The following is a 23,662-nucleotide window of genomic DNA, read 5'->3' as shown; positions in this document are numbered from 1 at the left end:
CTGCCTCCTTTGCAGGTTACACATCGCTTTAATGAAGGAGGAGAAAGGTGAAAACGATTTTTGTCACCGGTACCGACACCGCGGTGGGTAAGACCGTGGTTTCCCGCGCACTATTACAGTGCTTTGCCAAAGCGAATCTGTGTGCCGCTGGCTACAAGCCGGTTGCCAAAAGCGCGCAGCACACGCCGGAAGGGCTCCGTAATAAAGATGCCGTACTGCTGCAGCAGGCATCAGGCCTCACGCTGAACTACAGCGACGTCAATCCCGTGACGCTGGAAGAGGATGAAATCAGCACCAGCCCGGCGCAGCGCATCGATTATCCATTACTCAATCGCGGGCTGGCTGGCTTACAGGATCGCGCTGCACGCGTGGTGGTGGAAGGCACGGGCGGCTGGCGCAGCCTGATGAACGACTTACGGCCGCTGTCGCAGTGGGTGCAGCAGGCGCAACTGCCGGTGGTGCTGGTGGTGGGCATTAAAGAGGGTTGCATTAGCCACGCTTTACTGACCGCCGAAGCGATTGCCGCCGATGGCCTGACGCTGGCGGGCTGGGTCGCCAATCGTATCAATCCAGGTCTGGCGCACTATGCTGAAATCATTGATGTTCTGCGCGATAAGCTGAACGCGCCGCTGTTGGGTGAACTGCCTTATCTGCCGCGCGCCGAACAGCGTGATTTGAGTGGTTATCTGGATATTACGTTACTCGGGGGGGATGCGCTGCACAGCGAGAGTGCAAAGCCCGCCGCCTGATGAAACAAAATGCGGCATATCGCACGCAGCTGAATCCGAAGTTTCAGGAGCGGCTGCTTTTTTTTATGCCGTAAACCTGTTTATATTCAATCATCTGTCCTGAATTCTTCCTGCCCGCTGTCGCCCTGGCGCGTTTCATGCATCAGGCAAACTGATAAATCGTTTGCCGGAGCCCTGCTATGTCGCACCCAGAAGAAGAGAAAGGTTTGTTGTACGGGCTGGATGCCCGCATCGGTCCTGCACCGGCGTTCTTTGCCGCCCTGCAGCACGTGCTGGCCAGCGTGGTCGGTATCATCACGCCGCCGCTGATTATCGGTTCTGTGCTGGGGTTACAGGCCTGGATTCCGTATCTCATTAGCATGTCGCTGCTGGTTTCCGGACTCGGCACCTTTCTGCAGGCGCGTCGTTTCTGCGGCATTGGCGCAGGCATGATCTGTCTGCAGGGCACCAGCTTCGCCTTTCTCGGCGTCATTCTCTCGGCGGGGATGACGGTGAAAGCGCAGGGCGGTTCACCGCAGGCGATCCTCGCCATGATTTTTGGCTGCAACCTGGTGGCGGCGCTGATCCCGATGCTGATTAGCCGCTGCATCACACCGCTGCGTAAAGTGCTGACCCCGGTGGTGACCGGTACGGTGATCACCCTGATTGGTATCAGCCTGATAAAAGTCAGTATTACCGACTGGGCGGGCGGGCATAACGCCCGCGATTTTGGCGCGCCGGGTAATCTGGCGCTGGGGGCGGTGACCCTGCTGGTGATTATCGTGCTTAACCGCTCCCACTCGCGCTGGGCGCGGCTGGTGGCGGTGGTCGCCGGCATTGGTGCGGGCTGCATCGCGGCGGCGCTGAGCGGTCATCTGCCGCTGAAGCCGATGGCGGAGACGCACTGGCTGGTGCTGCCTTCGCTACTGCATTTTGGCTTTGATTTTAGCTGGACGCTGTTTGTGCCGATTGCGCTGGTCTCGGTGATCTGCGTGATTGAGGCGGTGGGCGATCTGACCGCCAACTGTCTGATTTCACGCCAGCCGCTGGAAGGCGACGGGTTTCAGCGCCGGCTGCAGGGCGGGATTCTGGCCGATGGCCTCAGCTGTCTGCTGGCGGCATTGTTCTCGGCGTTTCCCAATACCACCTTTGCGCAGAACAACGGGGTGATTCAGATGACCGGCGTCGCCAGTCGCTACGTGGGGATGGTGATTGGCCTGATGCTGGTGCTGCTGGGCATCTTCCCGCTGGTCGGCAACCTGCTACAGCAGATTCCGCCGCCGGTGCTGGGCGGGGCAACGCTGGTGATGTTTGGCAGCGTGGTCGCCGCCGGTATTCGCGTGATGACGCAGGCCCCGCTGGGGCGGCGTGAGATGCTGATTGTGGCGGTGTCGTTTGGCATTGGCCTCGGGGTGGAGGCGGTTCCGGACGTGCTGAAACAGTTCCCGCCGCTGGTCAGCAATCTGTTTGGTCATGCAGTCACCACCGGCGGGATTCTCGCTATGCTGCTGAACGTGGTGCTGCCGAATGAAGCTAAAACGGTTGCGGCGGTCGGCGCGGTCGAAGAGAGCCACTGACGCACAATTTACCTGGAGAATCGCGCCCTCCGTGGCGCGGTTCGGTCGGGATTACGGGTTGAGACGACGGCGCGTGCGACCGGAGCTGAGGTAATCCGCGATGTAATCCTGCGAAATTTCGCCGCTGTAGCGACCTTCCTCATCGACAATCGGCATCCATACCGTGTTGTGTTCATACAACTTCGACAGCACCACGCGCAGGTTCTCCTCCGCTTTGCCGGTGACCTTAAAGGTGTGCAGCATCTCCTCGCAGCGGCCGGTGGCGCCGCGCGCTTCACGACGTTTGACAAAGCCCAGCGGTTTGCCATCTTCGTCGACCACCGTGACCGAACGCATGTCATTGTCGTCCATGGTCGCGAACGCCTCCTGCAGCGGGGTACTGCGCTGCACGGTGATGGTCGGCTGCTGATCGGTGACGTCGCCCGCCTGCACCAGCAGCAGACGTTTCAGCGTACGGTCCTGACCGACGAACGAGCCGACAAATTCGTTGGCCGGCTGCGCCAGCAGTTCGTCCGGGCTGGCACACTGCACGATTTTGCCCTGGCCAAACACCGCGATGCGGTCACCGAGCTTGAGCGCCTCATCAATATCGTGGCTCACCAGCATCACAGTTTTCTTCAGCTGGCGCTGCATATCGAGGAACTCGTTCTGAATCACCTCGCGGTTGATCGGGTCGACGGCACCGAACGGTTCATCCATCAGCAGTACCGGTGGATCCGCCGCCAGCGCGCGGATCACGCCGATGCGCTGCTGCTGGCCGCCCGACATCTCACGCGGGTAGCGATGCAGAAACTTCGTCGGGTCAAGCGCCACCATGCTCATCAGCTCCGTCGCCCGTTCCCGGCAGCGTTTTTTGTCCCAGCCCAGCATGCGCGGCACCACGGTAATGTTCTCTTCAATGGTCATGTTCGGGAACAGACCAATCTGCTGAATCACATAGCCGATATTGCGGCGCAGCGTGACGGTATCCTGGCCGCTGGTGTCTTCGCCATTAATTAAAATCCGCCCGCTGCTGGCGGGGATCAGACGGTTAATCATCTTCAGTGTGGTGGTTTTGCCGCAGCCGGACGGACCCAGCAGCACACACATCTCCCCGGCAGGCACTTCCAGGCTGACGTTATCAACGGCATTGAACGTGGTGCCGTTTTTTTGCGTAAAGGTTTTCGTCAGGTTTTCCAGTTTTATCATTATCGAATCCCCTTAGGAGTCAGCGCCGACTGCAGACGGTGCAGCAGCCAGTCAAGAATAATCGCCAGTAAACAGATCATCAGTGCGCCGGCTATCAGCATACGCACATCGCTGCCGCTGATGCCGTCCAGCAGTTGCAGGCCCAGGCCGCCGGCACCGATCACCGCCGCAATCGCCATCACGCCCACGTTCATCACCACCGCGGTGCGGATGCCGCCAAAAATCACCGGCAGCGCCATCGGAATTTCCACCCAGCGCAGGCGCTGCCAGAAGGTCATGCCGATACCGCGACCGGCTTCGCGCAGCCCGGGCGGCAGATTTTCCAGCGCGGTATGGGTATTACGCACAATCGGCAGCAGTGAATAGAGGAACACCGCGGTAATCGCCGGCAGGGCGCCAATCCCCTGACCGATCAGTGAAAACAGCGGAATCATCAGACCAAACAGCGCAATGGTCGGGATGGTCAGCACGATGGTGGCGATGCCCAGCACCGGTGTTGCCAGCCATTTGAAGCGGACAATCAGAATGCCCAGCGGCACACCGACGAGGATGGCAAAACCTACTGCCACCAACACCAGCCAGGTATGCTGCCAGGTCAGCGCCAGCAGGGTGTTCCAGTTATCCATGATGTAATGCAGGGTATCCATTGCGCCTCCTTACAGCATGTTTTTGGATTTGAGGAAATCACGCGCCACCTGCTGCGGCGACAGGTGATCGATATCGACGCGCTTGTTCATCTCGGTGATCGCCTCATCGGTGATCAGCGGTGACAGCTGATTAAGCGCAGCCTCAAGGCCGGGATGGCTTTCCAGCACATCCTGACGCACCACCGGCGTGACGTTGTAACTTGGGAAGAAGTGCTTATCATCTTCCAGTACCTTGAGTTCAAAACCCTTAACCCGGCCGTCGGTGGTGTAGATCAATCCGGCATCGACAAAGCCGTCACGTACTGCGTTGTAGACCAGACCGGGGTCCATCTGGCGAATCTGCGGGCGATCCAGCGGCATGTTGTAGGCTTTCTGCAGCGGTTTCAGGCCATCCGAACGGCCGGCAAATTCCAGATCGAGACCGAGTTTCCAGTTGTGATCCGGGTCGGTTTTGCGCACCTGTTCCAGCTTCGCCACCAGCTGTGACATGGTGCTGATGCCTTCCGCCTCAGCGCGCTGGCGCTGCATGGCAAACGCGTAGGTGTTGTTCATCGGGGCAGGATTGAGCCACACCAGTCCCAGCTTCGCGTCCAGCTGTTTAACGGTTTTGTACGCCTCTTCAGACGACATCGGCTTGTTGATATGGTTAAAAATAATCAGCGAGGTGCCGGTATATTCCCACGTCATATCAATCTGCTTGTTGATCATCGCGTTACGCCCGATGGTGGTGGCGATGTTGGTTTTCGGGATGACCTGAAAACCTTTCTTTTGCAGCCACATCACCGTCATCGCAGACAGGATATGCTGCTCGGTAAAGCTTTTGGTCGCCATTACGATGGGCGTGGCGGCGAGCGCGCCGTGACTGAGGGTTAAGGTGGCGGTCAGGGCCAGCGCGGTGCGTTTGACCCAGCGCGCCAGCAGATTAGCAGTGGCCATGATTACATGCTCCGGGTTAAGCCGCAGAGTGCGGGCTGAGGACGCGTCCCAATGCTGCCAGCAGCATGTCGAGGATCAGGGCAAACAGGGCGGTGGCCACTGCGCCGAGGATCAACGTCGGGAAGTCGTTGAGATAAATACCAGGGAAAATCAGCTCGCCGTAGCTGCTGGCACCAATTAAAAAGGCCAGCGGCGCGGTGCCGACGTTAATCGCGGTCGCGATGCGTACCCCGGCCAGGATCACCGGCAGCGCATTCGGCAGCTCGACGCGACGCAGCCGCTGCAGTTTGGTCATACCGATACCGTTGGCCGCTTCAATCAGCGACGGCGGTACCGCGCTCAAACCGGCGTAGGTATTGCGCACAATCGGCAGCAGGGAGGCGAGGAACAGCGCGATCAGCGCCGGACGGTCGCCAATGCCGACAATCACCATCGCCAGCGCCAGCACGGCCAGCGGCGGCAGCGTGTTACCGACGTTGAAGATTTGCATCACATATTCAGCCCAGCGACGGGCGAAGGGACGGCTGAGCAAAATCCCGCTCGGGATGCCAACCAGTAAAGCGCATAACATCGACCAGAACACTAAGTACAGGTGTTGCTGCCCAAGGTAAAGTAAATCCACCTTGCGGTCGCGCAGCGTATCCAGCCCTAATCCCCACACCAGCAGGGCTATCACCACCACGATGGCGAGCAGTGCCAGCCCGGCACGTCGGGCGAGCGATGCATTGTGCATAGCGTGCGTCTCCCTGATTGAAAAAATCGATTGATTTTATAACGTTATTTTCAGCGTACCGGCGTTATGCGGTGCAATACACAGACGAAAATCCAGCACGCTGTCAAATTGCAGTTAAAATGTCTGTTTCCCGGCTTTTTCACAGTGAAAAACCAGAAACTGCCTTTAGAGCTATAGCAACGCTTGATGATCATTGCCAGTTTTCACGGCAAAATCAGGTAGATACAAAAGTGGTAAAACTAAGCGAAACCCGCATGAAATAAGGTGTCGCTCGACAATAAAAAATTTTCATCAAGATATGTGACATTGTCACAAACAGGCGCACGCAGAGGAAACTGAGTCGGCGAAATTTCGACTAGCCTTGTAAGAAAAAGGGAGACGTATGACTGAAAGCGCACAATTACAAACGGAACATCGCCACTGGATTCTGATTGCCTGCATGCTGGCGATGTTTATGGCTGCCATTGAGGTCACCATTGTGGCCACGGCAATGCCAACCATCATTGCCGATCTTGGCGGTTTCGCGCAGTTTGGCTGGGTATTTTCCATTTATCTGTTAACGCAGGCGGTAAGCGTCCCGTTGTACGGCAGACTGGCGGATATCTGGGGTCGCAAACGATTATTTTTCATCGGCGTAACGCTGTTTTTGCTGGGCTCGGTGCTGTGCGGTTTTGCCCATAGTATGACGTGGCTGATTGTGTTTCGTGCCTTTCAGGGCCTGGGTGCCGGGGCGATTATGCCGCTGACCACCACCATCGTGGCGGACATCTATTCGCCGCGCGAGCGCGCCAGCGTGCAGGGCTGGCTCTCCAGCGTCTGGGGCGTCGCGGCCGTCATTGGTCCGCTGAGCGGCGCCTGGCTGGTTCAGCACTTTAACTGGTCGGTGATTTTCTGGGTAAACGTGCCGATTGGTCTGCTCTCCATGCTGCTGCTGGCGCGTTTTCTGCCGGCGCGCGAACAGCATCAGGGTGCAACGCTGAATCTGACCGGCAGCTGCTGGTTGATGATCAGCGTCACCGCACTGCTGGTGGCGCTGTTACAGGCGGAAGCGCTGGGTTTCTGGCTGGTGCCGTTCCTGGCGCTGGCGCTGCTGGCCGGCTGGCGGCTGAAACACCATGAGCAGCGCGCCGATGCGCCGCTGTTTCCACTGGCGCTGTGGCGCAGCCGCCTGATTGTTGCCGGTAATGCCGGGAACCTGATTATCGGGGCCACCATGATGGGCATCAGCGCGTTTCTGCCGACGTGGATTCAGGGCATTACTGGCGGCACGCCACTGCAGGCGGGCAGCGCGCTGGCGATGATGTCAATTGGCTGGCCGCTGGCCAGTACGCTCAGCGGGCGCCTGATGCTGATCACCTCGTATCGCTTTACCGCGCAGCTCGGCGCGTTTTTACTGATTGCCGGCAGCGCGCTATTACTGCTGCTGCGCGCCGACAGCAGCATCATGCAGGCCGGGCTGACGGCGTTTGTTATTGGCACCGGGATGGGCATGACCAGCACCACCTTTCTGGTGTCGGTACAAAATCATGCGCACTATGAAATTCGTGGCATCTGCACCGCCTCAATTATGTTCAGCCGCATGCTGGGATCGGCGATCGGCACGGCGATAATGGGCGCGGTGCTCAATCTCAACCTGTCGCTGCGGCTGCCGCAGGCCAGCGATCCGATGCAGAAAATTATGGCACCGGAGAGCCGTCAGGCGCTGCCGCAGGAACAGTTACACTTCTGGACCGGGCAGATTGCCAGTTCGCTGCACTGGGTATTTGTGGTGTCATTGCTGATTGCGCTGCTGACGTTGTGGATTGCGTGGCTGATGCCGCGTCAGCGGCCGGAGGCGGAATAAAGCAGGGCGGCCGACCAGCCGCCCGAAGAGATTACTGTGCGGGAGCATCCTGCGAGCTGCCCGCGCTGTCCGGCACGCTGCTATCCGCATCGCGACCGTTTTTCTTGTAAACGATTTTCTGCGTGTCGTTTTCACAGTGGCCAACGACCTGACCGCCTGCCTGATCAACCTGATCGTTCGGCACGATATCCAGCGTAAAATCTGATTCCGCCACGCCATTGTTGATGATCTTTTTGCTGATGTCGGCGCGCACGCTTTCGCAGGACGCCTGCACCGCCAGCGGTAACGCCAGCGCCATTAGCAACACAACTGCATTACGTTTTTTCATCACTCACTCCTTGTTGCGTCATTCCCGTGAAAACTATAGCAGCTGGCGCGCATTACGGCGCCAGCGGACGGCCGGTGCGGCGATCGAGGCAGCGCAGGGTGTTCGGTTCCCAGTACGCATTAACGTTGTAGCTTTTTTCGCAGGCGTCGCGGGTATCAAAGGCCCGGTCTGCCTTGTCGAACTCTTTCTCCACGCGGGTATTCACCTTGTTACGCAGGTTGCGCGTATCGTTCCACTGCTCTTTGCTCTGACGCGCCGCCTCGTTGCTGGCCGCGTTGTTGCCATCTTCAATAATCAGGCGATCCGTCTTGGCGACAGCTAGCGGCGCAGTCAGCAATACGCTGGCGGTCAGCGTGGTAGCCAGCAGGGCGGAAAACAGTTTTTTCATCGTCATTTCCTTTCGTTAACTCCAGCACAGCGCGCAGGGCGGCTGTCACAACACTGTCTGCCAGTATATCATCGCTGCTTCTTTGCTCACCAGCGGTGAGCGGTTTGTTTAACGATCAGAGAGACTTTGTATGCTGGTGAAAACCGCGCTGCTGTTTTTTATCACTGCGATTGCCGAGATCACCGGCTGTTTTCTGCCGTGGCTGTGGCTGAAGCGCGGCATGAGCGCCTGGCTATTGTTACCGGCCGCAGCCAGCCTGGCGCTGTTTGTCTGGCTGCTGACCCTGCATCCGGCAGCCAGCGGTCGGGTTTATGCGGCTTATGGCGGCGTGTATGTGTTAACGGCGCTGATCTGGCTGCGGCTGGTCGATGGCGTCAAACTGAGTGCGTGGGATTGGGTCGGTGCGCTGGTGGCGTTCAGCGGCATGCTGATTATCGTTATCGGCTGGGGCAAGGCCTGAACCGGCCGCGCAGGGCGACCCGACGGGCCGCCACGCGCAGCTTGCTTATCCTTTAAACACTTTCAGTCCGGCGGTGGTTTGCGTCACCGGCATGATTTCCAGCGTGTTAATGTTGACGTGCTTCGGCAGCGTGGTCACCCAATAGACCGCTTCCGTCACGTCTTCCGCCGTCAGCGCGGTGGTGCCTTCATACACCGCATCCGCGCGGCCATCGTCACCTTTGAAGCGCACGTTCGAAAACTCGGTACCGCCCACCAGGCCAGGCTCGATATCGGTGACGCGCAGCGCGGTGCCGTGCAGGTCGGTGCGCAGGTTGAGGCTGAACTGGCGCACAAACGCCTTGGTTGCCCCGTACACGTTGCCACCGGCGTACGGCCAACTGCCGGCAATCGAGCCAATGTTGACGATGTGACCGACGTTGCGCTCTACCATGGCAGGCAGCACGGCGCGCGTCATATACACCAGCCCTTTGTTGTTGGTGTCGATCATATTTTCCCAGTCTTCAACGCTGGCTTTATGCGCCGGTTCGACGCCCAGCGCCAGCCCGGCATTGTTCACCAGCACATCGATATCACGCCATTCGGCGGGCAGGGCGGCGATGGCTTCTTCGATAGCCGCGCGGTTACGCACATCCAGCTGCACGGTATACAGGTTGTCGCCCAGTTCCTGTTTTAATTCCTGCAAACGCTCAGCACGGCGTCCGCTGGCGATCACTTTGTGACCTGTAGCAATGAAGCGGCGGGTGATACTTTGACCAAAACCGGCGGTCGCACCGGTAACAAAAATAATCATCTCACTGTTCCTTATACGATTTCAGGTTCTCTGCCACACCTTAGCATTAACCCCGCAGCGGCGCTCATGAAAAGCGTGAGCGGCGTGTTGCAGAATCTTTCCTGCACGTTTGCGGTGCAGCCCTGCACCATGAGCGTGCCCGATCAGGCACCTTTTCCCGGCGTAAAACGCCAGCGCAATGCGCAAGGGCAAAACCACGAACAGGCAATCGGTTACGCATACGATTGCCTGCAATTTTTGCGACGATAATCGCGCTGAAATTGGGTATTTAACTGAATTTAAAGTGATTGTTGGGTGGACTTGCCTGGCATGCGGTTTGCAATATCTTTGCTATATCTATCTGAAACCTGCATTACACCCTGAAGGAAGCGTCATGTCTGACTCTGTTGTAACCCGTCTGCGCGCCAGTTTTTTTGATTTCCCCGCGCTGGCCGACCAGCCCGATGGCCTCGCCGACCGGGCGCGCTATATTGAAGATGGTCTGCTGACGCTGCGCGACGGCAAAGTGGTGAGTCTGGAGCGCTGGCAGCCGGCACATCAATACCTTGAATCAACGCAGGTGATCGAACTGCGCGGCAAGCTGATCCTGCCGGGGTTTGTGGATACCCATATTCACTATCCGCAGACCGAAATGATCGGCGCGTTCGGTGAACAGCTGCTGGAGTGGCTCAATCAGTACACTTTTCCGGTCGAGAGCCAGTACCACTGTGCGGCGCACGCGGCGCGCATGTCAGCGTTTTTCCTGCAACAGCTGCTGGCCAACGGCACCACAACTGCGCTGGTGTTTGGTACGGTGCATCCGCAATCGGTAGACGCGCTGTTCAGCGCCGCCGAACAGCTGGAGATGCGGCTGATTGCCGGCAAGGTAATGATGGATCGCCACGCACCGCCGGAACTGACCGAAACGCCGGCGCAAAGTTATCAGCAGACGCGTGAGCTGATTCAGCGCTGGCACCAGCGCGGGCGTCTCGGTTATGCGCTGACGCCGCGCTTTGCGCCGACCTCATCGCCGCAGTTGCTGGAGAAAGTGCAGCAGCTGAAAAACGAGTTTCCCGATACCTGGCTGCATACCCATCTCAGCGAAAATCAGCAGGAGATCGCCTGGGTAAAAACGCTGTTTCCCGCCCATGACGGCTATCTTGATGTGTATCACCAGCATCAGCTCACCGGCAAACGCAGCGTATTTGCCCACTGCCTGCATCTGGAGGATCGCGAATGGCAGTGCCTGCATGACACCGATTCGGCGATGGCCTTTTGTCCGACCTCCAACCTGTTCCTCGGCAGCGGGCTGTTCAATCTTAAACGCCGCTGGCAGCAGCGCGTGCGCATGGGCATGGGCACCGATGTTGGCGCCGGCACTACCTTCAATATGCTGCAGACGCTGGGTGAAGCCTATAAGGTGGGGCAACTGCAGCAGTACAAACTCAGCGCTGCAGAAGCGATTTACCACGCTACGCTGGGCGGCGCCCATGCGCTGGATCTTGATGACAAAATCGGCAACTTCAACCACGGTAAAGAGGCAGATTTTGTGGTGATCGATCCTGCCGTATCACCACTGCAGCAGCTGCGCATGGCCAACAGCGACGATATCCATCAGCGTTTGTTTGTCCTGATGACGCTGGGTGATGACCGTAACATCGCGCAAACCTGGGTCAACGGTAAGTGCGTGTGGCAGCGGGAAAGCCATACGCACGCGCAAGGTTGTTGCCAGGCGACGAAACTGCCAGGATAAAAGCATACCGCCGCAGGTGGCTGCGGCGTTGCTGATTATCAGGAGCGATAATGACTTCACGTGCCAATCCGTTTTTTAACGTCAGCCCGTTGCCGTACCAGACACCGCCGTTTGATCTGATCGACGAAGCGCATTTCCTGCCGGCGCTGGAAGCCGGAATCGCCGAAAAGCGCCAGGAAGTGGCGGCCATTGCCAGCAACCCCGAGCCGGCAACCTTTGCCAATACCTATGAAGCGCTGGAGCGCAGCGGTAGCCTGCTAAACCGGGTGTACCCCGTTTTTGCCGCGATGACCTCAGCCAATACCAGCGAGCGGCTCCAGCAGGTTGATGAGCTGATCACGCCGCAGCTGACGGCGCTCAATGACGAAATCTACCTTAACCCGGCGCTGTTTGCGCGGCTCGACAGCGTGTATCGGCAGCGCGGCTCGCAGTGCCCGGATGCCGAAGCGATGCGGCTGGTGGAAGTCACCTGGCAGCGCTTTCAGCTGGCCGGCGCCAGCCTGAGTGAGAGCGATAAAGCGCAACTGCGCGCCTGTAACCAGGAGCTGGCCAGTCTGGGCACGCGTTTCGGTAACCGGCTGCTGGCGGCAACTAACGCCGCGGCTTATACCGTCAGCAGCGCGGCGGCGCTGGACGGCCTGTCGCCGGCGGCGCTGGCACAGGCGAAGGATGCCGCCGAGGCGCGCGGGCTGCACGACGCATGGCTAATCCCTCTGCAAAATACCACCCAGCAGCCGGTGCTGCAGTCGCTGACGGTGCGCGCCACGCGCGAAGCGCTGTTTCAGCAGGCGTTGACGCGCAGCGAGCAGGGTGACGACAACGACACGCGCGCCATCGTGTCGCGCATGGCGCAACTGCGTGCGCAGCAGGCCAGTCTGCTGGGCTTCGACAGCTTCGCAGCATGGAGCCTGCAGGATCAGATGGCGAAAACGCCGGAAGCCGCCCAGTCCTTTATGCGCAACATCGTGCCCGCCGCGACGGCGCGCGCCGGGCGTGAAGCGGCGGATATTCAGCAGCTGAGCGCCGATCAAAACCACAGCTTCCCGCTGCGCGCCTGGGACTGGAATTACTATGCGGAACAGGTACGCACCGCGCAATACGCGCTGGACGAAGGGCAAATCCGCCCCTATTTTGAGCTCAACACTGTGCTTGAAAGCGGCGTGTTCTGGTGTGCCAGCCAGCTATATGGCATCCGTTTTGAACAGCGCCACGATCTGCCGGTCTACCATCCGGACGTCAACGTTTATGAGATTTTCGATGCCGACGATGCACCGTTAGCGCTGTTCTACACCGATTTCTTCACGCGGGATAATAAGAGCGGTGGCGCATGGATGGGCAATTTCGTCGACCAGTCGACGCTGCTGGAAAGCCGGCCAGTGATTTACAACGTCTGCAATTACAGCAAGCCGCAGCCCGGTCAGCCGGCACTGCTCAGCTGGGATGAGGTGATCACACTGTTCCATGAGTTTGGCCACACGCTGCACGGCCTGTTCGCCACCCAGCGCTATGCCAGCCTGTCCGGCACCGCCACACCGCGTGATTTTGTCGAGTTTCCGTCGCAAATCAACGAACACTGGGCCAGTCAGGATCAGGTGTTTGCCCACTATGCGCGTCATTATCAGACCGGTGAAGCGATGCCCGCTGCGCTGCGCGACAAAATGGTGCGCGCCGCGAAATTCAACAAAGGCTATGACATGACCGAACTGCTGGCGGCGGCACTGCTTGATTTGCAGTGGCACTCGCTGTCACCGCACGATAAACCGCAGGATGTCAGCCATTTTGAGCAGCAGGCGCTGGCGGCGGAGAATATTGCCCTGAGTGCCGTGCCGCCGCGCTATCGCTCCAGCTACTTCCGTCATATCTGGGGTGGCGGCTATGCGGCCGGGTATTACGCCTATATCTGGACGCAGATGCTGGCCGACGATGGCTATCAGGCGTTTGTCGAGCGGGGCGGTCTGACGCGCGAAAATGGTCAGCGCTTCCGTGAGCAGATTCTGTCGCGCGGTAACAGCAGCGATCTGCAGCATCTGTGGCTGGCCTGGCGCGGTAAAGCGCCGGACATCGGGCCGATGCTGAAACACCGCGGCCTCGACGAGGCGTAACGCGCCGTAACCGAAGGGCCAGCCAGCGGTGCAGCTGGCTGGCCTGCACGCTTATCCCAGCGGACCGCCTTCAATGGTGTCACACATGCCGGCCAGCACGCGCTCGCCGGTTTCCTCTTTCAGTCCGGCATACCATTCCGCGGTGACCGCCGCATCTTTGGCGTGGGTGACATCACAACGCTTGCGCGCTTTCAGCACCAAATCACGGGTGCGCTCGACGCGCCGCGCCTCATAGCGCAGCAGGCCGTCCTCAATGCCCAGCGAATGTGCAGTCAGGGTTTGCGCCAGTACCACCGCATCTTCCATGGCCGCACAGCCGCCCTGACCGATATCCGGCGTGGTGCTGTGTGCCGCATCCCCCAGCAGCGCCACACGTCCTCTGACAAAGCGGCTGAAGGGTTCGATATCATGAATCTCCACGCGATTGGTGGTTTGTGCGTCAATGCTGGCGATCAGCCGCTGGACCGGTTCGGCCCAGCCGGCAAAATAGCCGCGCAGATCGTCTTTCACCGTTGCGCGATCCTGCGCCAGCCCTTTCGGCAGCGGGACATCAAAGAAAAAGTAGAAGCGGTTACCGCTCACCGGCATCAGCGAGACGCGCTTGCCCTCGCCGACAAACGTGGTCCACTGATCGGCGGGCGCGATGCTCTCATCGATGGTGACCAGGCCATTCCAGTTAACGTAGCCTGCGTAGCGGCGCTCGACGTGTTCGCCCAGCACGTGATGGCGAATCACCGAGTGGGTGCCGTCGGCGGCCACCATAAAATCCCCTTCAGCCTGGCTGCCGTCATCAAACCAGGCGGTCACGCCGCTGGCATGCTGCTCCACCCGTTCAACGCGTTTGCCAAAGCGGATGCGTTCGCGGCCGTAGCTGTCGATCAGCAGCGCCTGTAACTCTGCGCGTGCGACCGGATAAGGATACTCACCGACCTGCTGCACCAGCGGTGACAAACTGAAGCGGGTCAGGGTGCTGCCGCTGTGGCCATCGTTGTAAGCCATAAACGCCATATTGCCGCCGAGCGCGCGCAGCTGTGCCTTGAGACCCAGCGCATTGAGGCACTTCACACCGTTAGGCCAGATAGAGATGGCCGCGCCGACCGGTTTCATCTCTTTCACCGCTTCATACACTGCGGTGCTGAAACCCGCTTTTTCCAGCGCCAGCGCCGCGCTCATGCCGCCGATACCCGCTCCAATCACAATCGCTTTCATTACCGTCTCCTTTACTGTGCACCCTAAACCCTGCAACTTTTGTACCATCTTGCAGGGCCAGGATGGCAGTGAGTTAAAGTATTGAAAATAATGATTTATATTCTGGTTGGGTCATGCGCTGCTTCGGCAATGGGCGCAGATGCTGCACCTTAACAGGGCATCACCCGGGAGAAAGTGAACCAAAGGTTTCACGCTGGCAATCATCCGGCCAGCGTTCATACTCTCTACATCCATCCTGCGAGGACTGAATGATGAAATGGATAATGATGTTATGGCTGCTGGGCAGCCTGAGCGCAGCGGCGCAAACGCCGTGGCAGCCGGAGAGAAAAGGGGATTTGCCGCAGCTCACGCCGGTAGCAGCGAAGTGTGATGTCTCTTCCTGTCAGCAGAACTGTTACGTGCAGCAATCGCAGTGCAAGAATGACAACGGCGGCGGCTGTGGCTCGCTGGCGCAGATTTGCGTACAAAACTGTGCCAGCCAGTGCCGCTAGACCGTTTACGGATCGTCTTTGATACGGCGATCTATGGCGAAGGGAGCGGAGGTCGCTGTGGCAATCAGCGCGGCCGCGCCCGGATGATCGGGGTTAAACAGCGCATTATCTTCGCCGGTGAGGATGCTGGGCACCGTCATCAGCAGGGGAAAGCCATTGTGCGGATCGAGAAACGCCGCGCCGATGGCCTGCGTCTCCTCCTGCTGCTGATATTTTTCCCAGCCGGCCGGCAGTTTACTGCTGTCGAGGGCGATGATGTCGGATTCCGGTACCGCCACGGTAAACACCACAAAGCGGCTTTGCTCCAGCAGCGTTTTCCCGGCGTGCACCACCAGTTCCAGCGTCGCCAGCGCTTTAGAGCTGCTGAGGTAAACCGCTTTCATCCCGGGCGGATTCCAGCGGCCACCCCATTTTTCTGCGCCAGCACCGTTAAACGCCTGGCTGGCGTACTCCGCTTTGACAATTCGATAGAACACCCTGACGGGTGCGGCCGGATCCTTCCGTCGTGTCATCAGACAATCACTCCGTGCTCCAGGCGGCCAATCAGCGTCAGCACCGCGTCGCAGCCGGCGGGCGTACTGAGCATGTTAATCGGCTGCGCGTTGTCGAGCGCCAGCGCGGGCTGATACATCCAGTGCATCGCCACTTCCGGATCGCCAGCGAACAGCTGGATCACCGCATCCAGTACTTCAAACACCTGATAGATGCGCGCGCCCTGTTCGACCGAGAGCTGCGATCCGGACTTCTCGCGGCGCCGGTAGGTGTTGCGGTCAATCGAGACCATTTGTGCGATGTCGATCGGCGTCGCTTTCAGAATCGTGGCGGCGCGTTCGACAATGCCGACATCCATGCCGTCGGTGATCAACTTATGCGCCTTAAGCCGGTTACGCGGCAGCCCCATCTGATCCATAAAAGAGGGGCGGGCGTGCTGAATCAGCGACGGATCAAAGATGCGCGATCCGCTGGTGGGATTAAAAGCCGATGCGGTGGACATCACAACCTCCTGATAATGTTCATGTGAACATTTTTATGCATCAAGTGTACAGCATTTGTCCACCGGTGTCATGGTTTGTTCACGCCGCACCACCATTAACTGGCGGTGCACCAGATGTCGCTCATCGCCAGCTCAAGTTTTTTAAACAGCCGGTAGCGGGTGTCATGAAAAGCGAAGCGCGCCGCGCGGGGCTGCAGCGCCTCCGGCGCAAGGGTAACCGCCTGCTGCACGGCGGCAGCCAGATTCGGCCACTGACCCACGCCCACGCCCGCACACAGGGCCGCACCCAGCGCCCCGGTTTCGTGGCAGGTTGCGACGCGAATCGGCATCCCCAGCACATCCGCAAACATTTGCGGCCAGACACTGCTGCGTGTCGCGCCGCCGGAGAGCGTGGCCTGGTTGACCGTAATGCCTGCCGCGCGCAGCCGGTCAATGTGCGCCCGGTGGGCAAAGGTCACGCCTTCGAACAGGGCAAACAGCATGTCAGCGCGCGTATGCCAGCCGCCGAGGCCGTAAAAGCCGGCTTTGGCGGGTTCGGCTTTCCGCCCTGAATAGAGGTAAGGGTGATACAGCGGCAACTGCGCGTCAGGCCTGACCTGTGCCACGCTGTCGCTGCTGCGCGCCGCGCCCTGGCCGGCGCGGCCATCATCAAATTCACGCAGGAACCAGTCAAGATTGGCGGCAGAAGTGGCGCTGGCCTCGATCGCCATGTAGCGGTCGCATTCGATGATCGAATTCATAAACACCGGGCGCAGATAGTCAGGTTTGTCGACCACCACCTGATTGATGCTCCAGGTACCGGCGACAATGGAGGCCTCACCGCAGTTCACTACGCCCGAGCCGACCGCGCTGGCAACCACGTCAAACATGCCGGCTACCACCGGGATGCCGGCCGGTAAACCAGTGAGCTGTGCCGCGCGGGCCGAGACCACGCCGGTAACCTCGTAGGATTCACGCAGCGGTGGCAGCAGGGCGAGCGCCTCTTCGATGCCGTACAGCGCCAGCAATTCGCCACTGTAGCCGCGCTGGCGATAATCAATCAGCCCGGCACCGGCGGCATCAGAATAGTCCGCGCTGACGTTGCCGCACAGAAAATGGGCGATGACATCTTTGGCACACAGCAGATGGCCGATCTGCGCCCAGCGTTCCGGCTGATGCTGACGTATCCAGCTGATCAGCACCGGCGTGGCGGCGGGCCACGGTTTTTGCAACGACAGCGCGTAAATCTGCTGCGCCGCACCGCTGGATTCCAGCGCCTGTACCGTGGCGCTGGCGCGATGATCAATCGACTGGATGCCAAACAGCGGGCGCTGCTGACGATCCAGCGCATACAACCCGTTGCCGTGTCCGGCGGCTCCGACGGCAATCACTTCGCTGCCGCGCGTGCCGGCTTGCTGCAGGCAGCGACTTACCGCGTTGCTGACGCCGCGCCAGATATCTTCAACTGGCCGTTCAGCATAGCCTTCCTGCGGCTGATGCGTTTCGCCGGCGCACTCCGCTACCGACAGCACGCGGCCGCTCAGGTCAAACAGTACCGCTTTGATCATGGTGTTTCCGGCATCGATGCCGAGAATCTGGCTCATATCCGACTCCGTTTCAGGCGAAGACGGCGCACCGCTTAAGCGCCGGTGCAGGTCACGCTTAACCCTGCTGGTAGATGTCCAGCGCATCCGCGCCGCTGACACCCTGATGGATAATCGCCATCAGCGCGCTGACCACGCGTGACGGATTATCATGTTGATAAACGTTGCGGCCATATACCATGCCGCTGGCACCCTGCGCCATCAGCGCGGCGCTTTTCGCCAGCACCGCGCCCAGTTCCCCTTTGCCGCCGCCGCGCACCAGCGTCGGACAGCGCGCCGCCTCCACCACACGATGGAAATCCTCTACGTTATCCGTGGGGTCGGCTTTAATGATGTCGGCGCCCAGCTCCCGCGCCAGCCGCACCAGCGGCACGATTTGTCTGACGTCACCGAGCGAGCCGTACGCCGCGCCCTGGCCGGCGGGGGCCATCACCAGCGGCTCCACCATCAGCGGCATGGCATAGCGATCGCAGGCATGGCGCAGGCGGCCAATGTTCTCCACGCACATGCGAAAAATGCCCGGTTCATCCGGGATCTGGTAGAGATTAACCACCACCGCGGCGGCATCCATCTGCAGCGCGGCAAGAATCGGTGCCTCCGGATTGTGCAGCACCGCCCACATCTCGCGGTGGCGCGCCGCGTTATAGGCATTGCCGACGTCGGTGCGCATCACCAGCGCCGGTTTGCGCCCGGCAACGCGCTGCAGCAGATCGGCCTGACCATAATTGACCTGGATCGCATCCGGCTGTGCGGCAATCAGGTTGCGCATCACGCTTTCAATATCTTCCAGCCCCAGCAGAAAATCGGGCTCGTTGGCGATGCCGTGATCGATCGCCACATCCAGGCACTTGCCGTGGTGAAATAACCGGTTGAGGCGAACTTTAGGGGTGAGTGACATCCTGAACTTCCTCCTGTGAAAACGCGGATGCGAGCGCATGCAGCCCATGGCGCTGCGCCAGGCTGATTGCGGTGTGCTGCAGATGACCAGCGCGCTGGCTGTCCTGCCAGCCGAGCGAGTCGGCCAGCAGCTGCGAAATTTCCTGCATGAGCGGCGGCGTTAATTCACCGCAGATAGCCAGTGACGTGCGGCGCACCAGCACATCTTCCAGCTGGCACACCTGTTCATGCTCAATCAGATAGCGCAGTTCGGTGGCGCTGTAACCGGCATGATGCTGCAGCGGCTGTTCGCCGTGCTGCTGAATCTGCTGCAGCAGCGGCAGGGCCCGGCTGCCGTAGCGTTTCACCAGTTGCGTCACGCGCACCAGCGGAAGGTCATAGTGCTGCGCCAGCGCACTGAGCCAGGCGGGCTGGGCGGACGGCGCCGGAAAATCCCGGCCGCCGCCAATCGGCAGGTCGCTGCTGGAGACGCGACGCTTTTCTCCCAGCAGGCGCAACACGCGGTCGGCGGCCTCTTCCCCGAAGCGGCGGAAGGTGGTCCATTTACCGCCGACCAGACATAGCGTGCTCCAGGCACGCGCGTGGTCAGGCGGCAGCAGCACCAGCGAATGGTTACGCGAAATCTGACCATTCACTTTAGCCTCGCTGGCCGGCAGCGGGCGCACGCCGCAGAAGGTATAAACCACCGCGGATGCTGGAACCACGATGTCAGGAAATACAAAGCGCAGCGACTCAAGAATGTAAGCCTGCTCTTCGGCTTCGCACACCACGCCCTCAGGGTCATCAACGCGGATATCGGTGGAGCCCACCAGCACTTTGCCGAACCAGGGAAACATAATGCACACCCGGCCTTCCTGATTTTCGAAATAGACCATTTCACCGTCCAGCATCTGTAACAGCTGGGGATGATCGAGGATCAGATGCGACCCTTTGGTGCCGCCTATCAGTCTGGTCGGTGGTGAATGCACGGCCAGCTGCTGATTCAGCTGGTCGATCCACGCGCCGCCGGCATTCACCAGCACGTGCGGCTGCAGGCTAAAGCGCTCACCGCTCAGCGTATCTTCCAGCAGCACCGTCTCGTCGCTGGCGCTGACCACCCGCAGATAATTGAGCGCCAGCGCCTCCGGGCAGGCGCGTTCCGCATCTTCAATCAACTCAAACCCGAGTCGCTCCGGCGCGCTGATCCACGCATCGTAGTAGCTGGCGCTGTATTTCACCCAGGGCGCGAAGCCAGGCCAGCGATCGCGCGTGGCGGCTTCGTTACGCAGCTGGTGGCGCGGCATAGCGCCATACTGTCGCGTGTAGAGGTCGTACAGGCTCAGGCCGGTTTTGATCAGCAGCGCGCCGCGCCGGGTGGGCTTATCGCTCAGGCGCAGGAAACGTCGCGTGGCGTTAACCAGTCCACCGCCGAGATTATCGATCGGTACGGTGGTACGCAGCGGAAACACATAGTGCGCGGCGTTTTTCAGCAGGCGATCGCGCTCCATCACCGACTCCTTCACCAGGCCAAACTCGCCGGTCTCCAGATAGCGCAGGCCGCCGTGAATCATGCGCGACAGCGCGCCGCTGGCCGCCTGGCACCAGTCACCTTTCTCCACCAGCACCGCAGGAATGCCCTGTAATGCCAGCTCACGAAAAGTACTGATGCCGTTGATGCCGCCGCCGACGATCAGCACCGGCAGCGAACTGCGCGCGCGCAGGCGGCTAAGCCGTTGTTCGCGGGTCAAAACCTGTTCCATTGTCAGCTCCTTGCGATGAACGCTTACTTGTCAAAGGTATAGGAGCGGGCGCAGCAAACGGCAAATCAGGTCATAAAGGATGTGATTTTGTTCACTACCAATGAGAATTGTCGGGAAGCCTGGCAGGGGTAACGATATACTGCCGGTCAGACATCATGGTTAACCTGCAGGAAAAGGAATTTTCATGTTTTCATGGGCCCGATTAAGCGCACTCGCGCTGCTGGTCAGCGGCAGTGCGCTGGCAACGACATCACCAGACAGCATCATCAAACCGCTGATGCAGCAGTATCAGATCCCCGGTATGGCGGTAGCGATTCTGCACGACGGCAAAACCGAATTTTATAACTACGGCGTGGCATCGAAAGAGAGCGGACAGCCGATCAACGAGCAGACGCTGTTTGAAATCGGCTCGCTGAGTAAAACGTTTACCGCCACCTTAGCCAGCTATGCGGCGCAGCAGAACAAACTGAAATTCAGCGACGCGGCCAGCCAGTGGCTGCCGGAACTGAAAGGCAGCGCTTTTGATCGCGTCTCGCTGCTGAATCTGGCGACGCACACCAGCGGCACGCCGCTGTTCGTACCGGATGACGTGACCAATACCCGCGAGCTGATGCGCTGGTACAAACAGTGGCAGCCAGATGCCCAGCCGGGCACGGTGCGCGTTTATTCGAACCTCGGTATCGGTATGCTCGGCATGATTGCGGCTAAAAGTCTGCATCAGCCGTTCATCAGCGTGATGGAAAAGCAGCTGCTGCCGGCGATGGGCATGACGCACAGCTATGTGCAGGTGCCTGCATCGCAGATGGGGCGCTACGCCCAGGGTTATAACAAGCAGGATCGCCCGGTGCGGGTGACGCCAGGCCCGCTGGATGCGGAATCCTATGGCCTGAAATCCACCTCTGCCGATCTGATTCGCTGGCTGGCCATTCAGCTGCAGCAACAGCCGGTCGCGCCCGCATGGCAACAGGCGGTGGCCGCGACGCATCAGGGCTATTACCACACCGAGGCCGCTTTTACTCAGGCGATGATGTGGGAATATTACCCGTTGCCGGTGACCACGCAGCAGCTGGTAGATGGCAACAGCGGCGCGCGCATTATGAAGGGCATGAAAGCCACGCTTGTTACGCCGCCGCAGGCTGCGCCGCAGCAGGAGTGGTATAACAAAACCGGCTCCACCAACGGATTCGCCACCTATGCGGTCTTTATTCCGTCGCAGCGGGTTGCGCTGATTATGCTGGCAAATAAGTGGTTCCCGAATGACGAACGGGTGGTGGCTGCGGAAAAAATCATCAGCAACATCGGGAAGGGCGAATGATCACCATCAGAGCGCTGCGCGCAGAAGATTTTATGCCGTGGCTGGCGCTGTGGCAGGGTTATCAGCGCTTTTATCAGACCACCATTGACGATAACACCACCGGCGAGAGCTTTCGCCGCTTGCTGTCCCGCGCGGAACCCATGCACTGTCTGGTGGCCGAGCAGGACGGCGCGATGGTCGGGCTGGTGCATTTCCTTACCCATCGCTCAACCTGGACTCAGGGCGACTACTGCTATTTGCAGGACCTCTACGTCAGCGAAGCCGCGCGCGGTCTGGGCGCCGGCAAGGCGCTGATTCTGGCAGTCTATGAACAGGCAGAGAAGCTCGGCTGTTCGCGCGTTTACTGGCTGACGCAGGCGTCTAATAGCCACGCGCGGGCGCTGTATGATCGGCTGGCGCAACAAACCGACTTTGTGCAGTACCGTCATTTATTCGATCAGCCATAATTTTCCCGGGCTGCCATGGAGGGCGGCCCCCGCGTGCCTGATCAAGGCGCGCTTGCGTTATTCATCCCACCGTTTCGCTCCCTGAACCCTTTCAAACGAAAACTCCTCAGATAAATAACTGTGATCATGCTCGCTATTTTTTGGCTGTGTGCTGTCTTTTTGTTCGCCTGGTGTTATGAATGAACATGTAATGTGTTTCGAATGAAGCTTAAGCGTAAACAGACGGAGTGCGAGATGAACACCACTTTTACCTCAGAACAACAACCCGACGATTTTAAACAGCATGTGCGCCTGATGAAGCAGGCGCTCAGAGCACAGATTGGCGATGTCGAAGGCCTGTTTGAGCAGGTCAGAAGTAAGATTGTCAGTGAAATCGCGGCCGCGCGCGCCGAAGAGAAGCAGTACGGAACGGCGTGGCCGCAGGTCAGCTTCGCGGATCTGGCCGCTGGCCGCATCAGCGAACAGACCAAAGATCATATCCGCCGCCGCGGCTGCGTGGTGGTGAAGCAAACCTTCAGCCGCGAGCAGGCGCTGGCGTGGGATGCTGACATGCTCAACTACCTCGACGACAATGATTTCGACCGTGTCTATCAGGGGCCGGGCGACAACTTCTTTGGCAACCTCGACGCCTCGCGGCCGGAGATCTATCCCATTTACTGGAGCGATGCGCAGATGTCGGCACGCCAGAGTGAGGCCATGGCGCAAACCCAGGCGTTCCTCAATCGCCTGTGGAAATTTGAATCCGCCGGTACGCGCTGGTTTGATCCGGACGTGAGCATCATCTATCCGGATCGCATCCGTCGCCGGCTGCCGGGCACCACCTCCAAAGGGCTGGGCGCGCACACCGATTCCGGCGCGCTGGAGCGCTGGCTGTTGCCGGCCTATCAGCAGGTGTTCAGCAAGATCTTTTCTAACCAGTTCGATCAGTACGATCCGTGGGACGCGGCGCACCGCACGGCCGTGCAGGAGTATCAGTCTGGCACCACCACCAAATGTTCGGTGTTCCGCACGTTCCAGGGCTGGACCGCACTCTCTGATATGCAGCCCGGTCAGGGACTGCTGCACGTGGTGCCGGTGCCGGAAGCCATGGCTTATCTGCTGCTGCGTCCGTTACTGAAGGATGTGCCGGAAGAGGAACTGTGCGGCGTGGCGCCCGGCAAAGTGCTGCCGGTATCAGAGCGCTGGCATCCGGAATTAATTGCCGGCCTGTGTTCGATCCCGGCGCTGCAGGCGGGCGATTCGGTGTGGTGGCACTGCGACGTGATTCATGCGGTGGCGCCGGTAGAAAATCAGCAGGGCTGGGGCAACGTGATGTACATTCCCGCCGCGCCGATGTGCGATAAAAACGCCGACTATGCGCAGCAGGTGGCGCAGGCGCTGGCGACCGGTGTCTCACCGGGCGATTTCCCCAAAGAGGATTACGAAGCCAGCTGGCGCGGCCGTTTTACGCCGCAGGATCTGAATGAAAACGGCCGGCGCAGTCTGGGATTAGCGTAATTTCTGCTAAGCTGGGCAAAAACTTTTTAACAGCAGG

The 23,662-nt window shown here is 59.6% G+C and carries 24 protein-coding genes; 11 read left to right on the top strand and 13 right to left on the bottom strand.

What is annotated here, in order from left to right; translation table 11 throughout:
* The first annotated feature begins 47 nt into the window (after window positions 1-47).
* The gene (gene bioD / locus OXR61_RS01605) at window positions 48-749 is read left to right on the top strand and encodes a dethiobiotin synthase (RefSeq protein ID WP_021506076.1); all 702 of its coding nucleotides are present in this window, start codon (window positions 48-50) and stop codon (window positions 747-749) included.
* A 179-nt stretch (window positions 750-928) separates the two neighbouring features.
* Window positions 929-2,305: a nucleobase:cation symporter-2 family protein gene (locus OXR61_RS01600; protein WP_211726195.1), complete on the top strand. Its 1,377-nt coding sequence runs from the start codon at window positions 929-931 to the stop codon at window positions 2,303-2,305.
* 51 nt (window positions 2,306-2,356) lie between these two features.
* On the opposite strand, the gene osmV is transcribed toward OXR61_RS01600, so the two are convergent.
* The 4 genes from osmV to OXR61_RS01580 form a co-directional block, all read right to left on the bottom strand.
* Window positions 2,357-3,493, bottom strand: a complete 1,137-nt coding sequence (gene osmV / locus OXR61_RS01595; protein WP_021506074.1) for an osmoprotectant ABC transporter ATP-binding protein OsmV — start codon at window positions 3,491-3,493, stop codon at window positions 2,357-2,359.
* A complete protein-coding gene (gene osmW / locus OXR61_RS01590) occupies window positions 3,493-4,140 on the bottom strand; it encodes an osmoprotectant ABC transporter permease OsmW (protein WP_021506073.1) in 648 nt (215 codons plus the stop codon). The genes osmV and osmW overlap by 1 nt, the downstream gene beginning before the upstream one ends.
* Before the next feature lie 9 nt (window positions 4,141-4,149).
* Complete coding sequence (locus OXR61_RS01585; protein WP_309787468.1) at window positions 4,150-5,031, bottom strand: glycine betaine ABC transporter substrate-binding protein; 882 nt, start codon at window positions 5,029-5,031, stop codon at window positions 4,150-4,152.
* A gap of 61 nt (window positions 5,032-5,092) precedes the next feature.
* A complete protein-coding gene (locus tag OXR61_RS01580) occupies window positions 5,093-5,809 on the bottom strand; it encodes an ABC transporter permease (protein ID WP_021506071.1) in 717 nt (238 codons plus the stop codon).
* Window positions 5,810-6,191: 382 nt separating this feature from the next.
* On the opposite strand from OXR61_RS01580, the gene OXR61_RS01575 reads away from it, so the two are divergent.
* Complete coding sequence (locus tag OXR61_RS01575; RefSeq protein ID WP_021506070.1) at window positions 6,192-7,652, top strand: MDR family MFS transporter; 1,461 nt, start codon at window positions 6,192-6,194, stop codon at window positions 7,650-7,652.
* 31 nt (window positions 7,653-7,683) lie between these two features.
* Here OXR61_RS01575 and OXR61_RS01570 read toward each other — a convergent pair whose 3' ends face one another.
* Complete coding sequence (locus tag OXR61_RS01570; RefSeq protein ID WP_058769782.1) at window positions 7,684-7,980, bottom strand: DUF1161 domain-containing protein; 297 nt, start codon at window positions 7,978-7,980, stop codon at window positions 7,684-7,686.
* A gap of 52 nt (window positions 7,981-8,032) precedes the next feature.
* Entirely contained in the window at window positions 8,033-8,368 is a 336-nt protein-coding gene (locus OXR61_RS01565; protein ID WP_010618460.1) for a DUF1283 family protein, read from the bottom strand.
* 133 nt (window positions 8,369-8,501) lie between these two features.
* Here OXR61_RS01565 and OXR61_RS01560 point away from each other — a divergent pair, with 133 nt between their 5' ends.
* A complete protein-coding gene (locus OXR61_RS01560) occupies window positions 8,502-8,828 on the top strand; it encodes a YnfA family protein (protein ID WP_031279118.1) in 327 nt (108 codons plus the stop codon).
* A gap of 45 nt (window positions 8,829-8,873) precedes the next feature.
* Here OXR61_RS01560 and ydfG read toward each other — a convergent pair whose 3' ends face one another.
* Window positions 8,874-9,620 carry a bifunctional NADP-dependent 3-hydroxy acid dehydrogenase/3-hydroxypropionate dehydrogenase YdfG gene (gene ydfG / locus OXR61_RS01555; RefSeq protein ID WP_010618462.1) on the bottom strand — a complete coding sequence of 249 codons (747 nt, stop codon included), beginning with the start codon at window positions 9,618-9,620 and terminating at the stop codon, window positions 8,874-8,876.
* Window positions 9,621-9,686: 66 nt separating this feature from the next.
* Here ydfG and OXR61_RS01550 point away from each other — a divergent pair, with 66 nt between their 5' ends.
* The 3 genes from OXR61_RS01550 to dcp all read left to right on the top strand — a co-directional run bounded on the left by OXR61_RS01550 (window position 9,687) and on the right by dcp (window position 13,454).
* Window positions 9,687-9,869: a hypothetical protein gene (locus OXR61_RS01550; protein WP_155519903.1), complete on the top strand. Its 183-nt coding sequence runs from the start codon at window positions 9,687-9,689 to the stop codon at window positions 9,867-9,869.
* Window positions 9,870-9,993: 124 nt separating this feature from the next.
* Window positions 9,994-11,352, top strand: coding sequence for a guanine deaminase (gene guaD / locus OXR61_RS01545; protein WP_021506067.1), 1,359 nt, complete (start codon window positions 9,994-9,996; stop codon window positions 11,350-11,352).
* A 50-nt stretch (window positions 11,353-11,402) separates the two neighbouring features.
* Window positions 11,403-13,454 carry a peptidyl-dipeptidase Dcp gene (dcp, locus tag OXR61_RS01540; protein WP_021506066.1) on the top strand — a complete coding sequence of 684 codons (2,052 nt, stop codon included), beginning with the start codon at window positions 11,403-11,405 and terminating at the stop codon, window positions 13,452-13,454.
* Between the two features lie 51 nt (window positions 13,455-13,505).
* On the opposite strand, the gene hpxO is transcribed toward dcp, so the two are convergent.
* Window positions 13,506-14,663, bottom strand: a complete 1,158-nt coding sequence (hpxO, locus tag OXR61_RS01535) for an FAD-dependent urate hydroxylase HpxO (protein WP_021506065.1) — start codon at window positions 14,661-14,663, stop codon at window positions 13,506-13,508.
* A gap of 251 nt (window positions 14,664-14,914) precedes the next feature.
* On the opposite strand from hpxO, the gene OXR61_RS01530 reads away from it, so the two are divergent.
* A complete protein-coding gene (locus OXR61_RS01530; RefSeq protein ID WP_031279112.1) occupies window positions 14,915-15,154 on the top strand; it encodes a hypothetical protein in 240 nt (79 codons plus the stop codon).
* A gap of 5 nt (window positions 15,155-15,159) precedes the next feature.
* On the opposite strand, the gene OXR61_RS01525 is transcribed toward OXR61_RS01530, so the two are convergent.
* The 5 genes from OXR61_RS01525 to OXR61_RS01505 form a co-directional block, all read right to left on the bottom strand.
* Window positions 15,160-15,666, bottom strand: a complete 507-nt coding sequence (locus OXR61_RS01525; protein WP_031279110.1) for an RES family NAD+ phosphorylase — start codon at window positions 15,664-15,666, stop codon at window positions 15,160-15,162.
* Window positions 15,666-16,148: an antitoxin Xre/MbcA/ParS toxin-binding domain-containing protein gene (locus OXR61_RS01520; RefSeq protein ID WP_021506062.1), complete on the bottom strand. Its 483-nt coding sequence runs from the start codon at window positions 16,146-16,148 to the stop codon at window positions 15,666-15,668. Before OXR61_RS01520 ends, OXR61_RS01525 begins: the two co-directional genes overlap by 1 nt.
* A 95-nt stretch (window positions 16,149-16,243) precedes the next feature.
* Entirely contained in the window at window positions 16,244-17,731 is a 1,488-nt protein-coding gene (locus OXR61_RS01515) for an FGGY-family carbohydrate kinase (protein ID WP_021506061.1), read from the bottom strand.
* 58 nt (window positions 17,732-17,789) lie between these two features.
* On the bottom strand, window positions 17,790-18,629 hold the full coding sequence (locus OXR61_RS01510; RefSeq protein ID WP_021506060.1) for an aldolase: 840 nt from the start codon (window positions 18,627-18,629) through the stop codon (window positions 17,790-17,792).
* Window positions 18,613-20,367 carry a glycerol-3-phosphate dehydrogenase/oxidase gene (locus OXR61_RS01505; protein WP_021506059.1) on the bottom strand — a complete coding sequence of 585 codons (1,755 nt, stop codon included), beginning with the start codon at window positions 20,365-20,367 and terminating at the stop codon, window positions 18,613-18,615. The genes OXR61_RS01510 and OXR61_RS01505 overlap by 17 nt, the downstream gene beginning before the upstream one ends.
* 184 nt (window positions 20,368-20,551) lie before the next feature.
* Here OXR61_RS01505 and ampC point away from each other — a divergent pair, with 184 nt between their 5' ends.
* From ampC to OXR61_RS01490, 3 genes are all read left to right on the top strand, one after another.
* Window positions 20,552-21,682 carry a class C beta-lactamase gene (gene ampC / locus OXR61_RS01500; protein WP_021506058.1) on the top strand — a complete coding sequence of 377 codons (1,131 nt, stop codon included), beginning with the start codon at window positions 20,552-20,554 and terminating at the stop codon, window positions 21,680-21,682.
* Complete coding sequence (locus OXR61_RS01495) at window positions 21,679-22,128, top strand: GNAT family N-acetyltransferase (protein ID WP_021506057.1); 450 nt, start codon at window positions 21,679-21,681, stop codon at window positions 22,126-22,128. The genes ampC and OXR61_RS01495 overlap by 4 nt, the downstream gene beginning before the upstream one ends.
* Before the next feature lie 234 nt (window positions 22,129-22,362).
* A complete protein-coding gene (locus OXR61_RS01490) occupies window positions 22,363-23,625 on the top strand; it encodes a DUF1479 domain-containing protein (RefSeq protein ID WP_021506056.1) in 1,263 nt (420 codons plus the stop codon).
* The last annotated feature ends 37 nt before the right edge of the window (window positions 23,626-23,662 follow it).

The sequence above is a fragment of the Pantoea sp. GM_Pan_4 genome (assembly GCF_026541005.1).
GTDB lineage: Bacteria > Pseudomonadota > Gammaproteobacteria > Enterobacterales > Enterobacteriaceae > Pantoea > Pantoea dispersa.
Note: the sequence above shows the minus strand (reverse complement) of the source record. Positions and strands in the feature narration are given on the sequence as shown.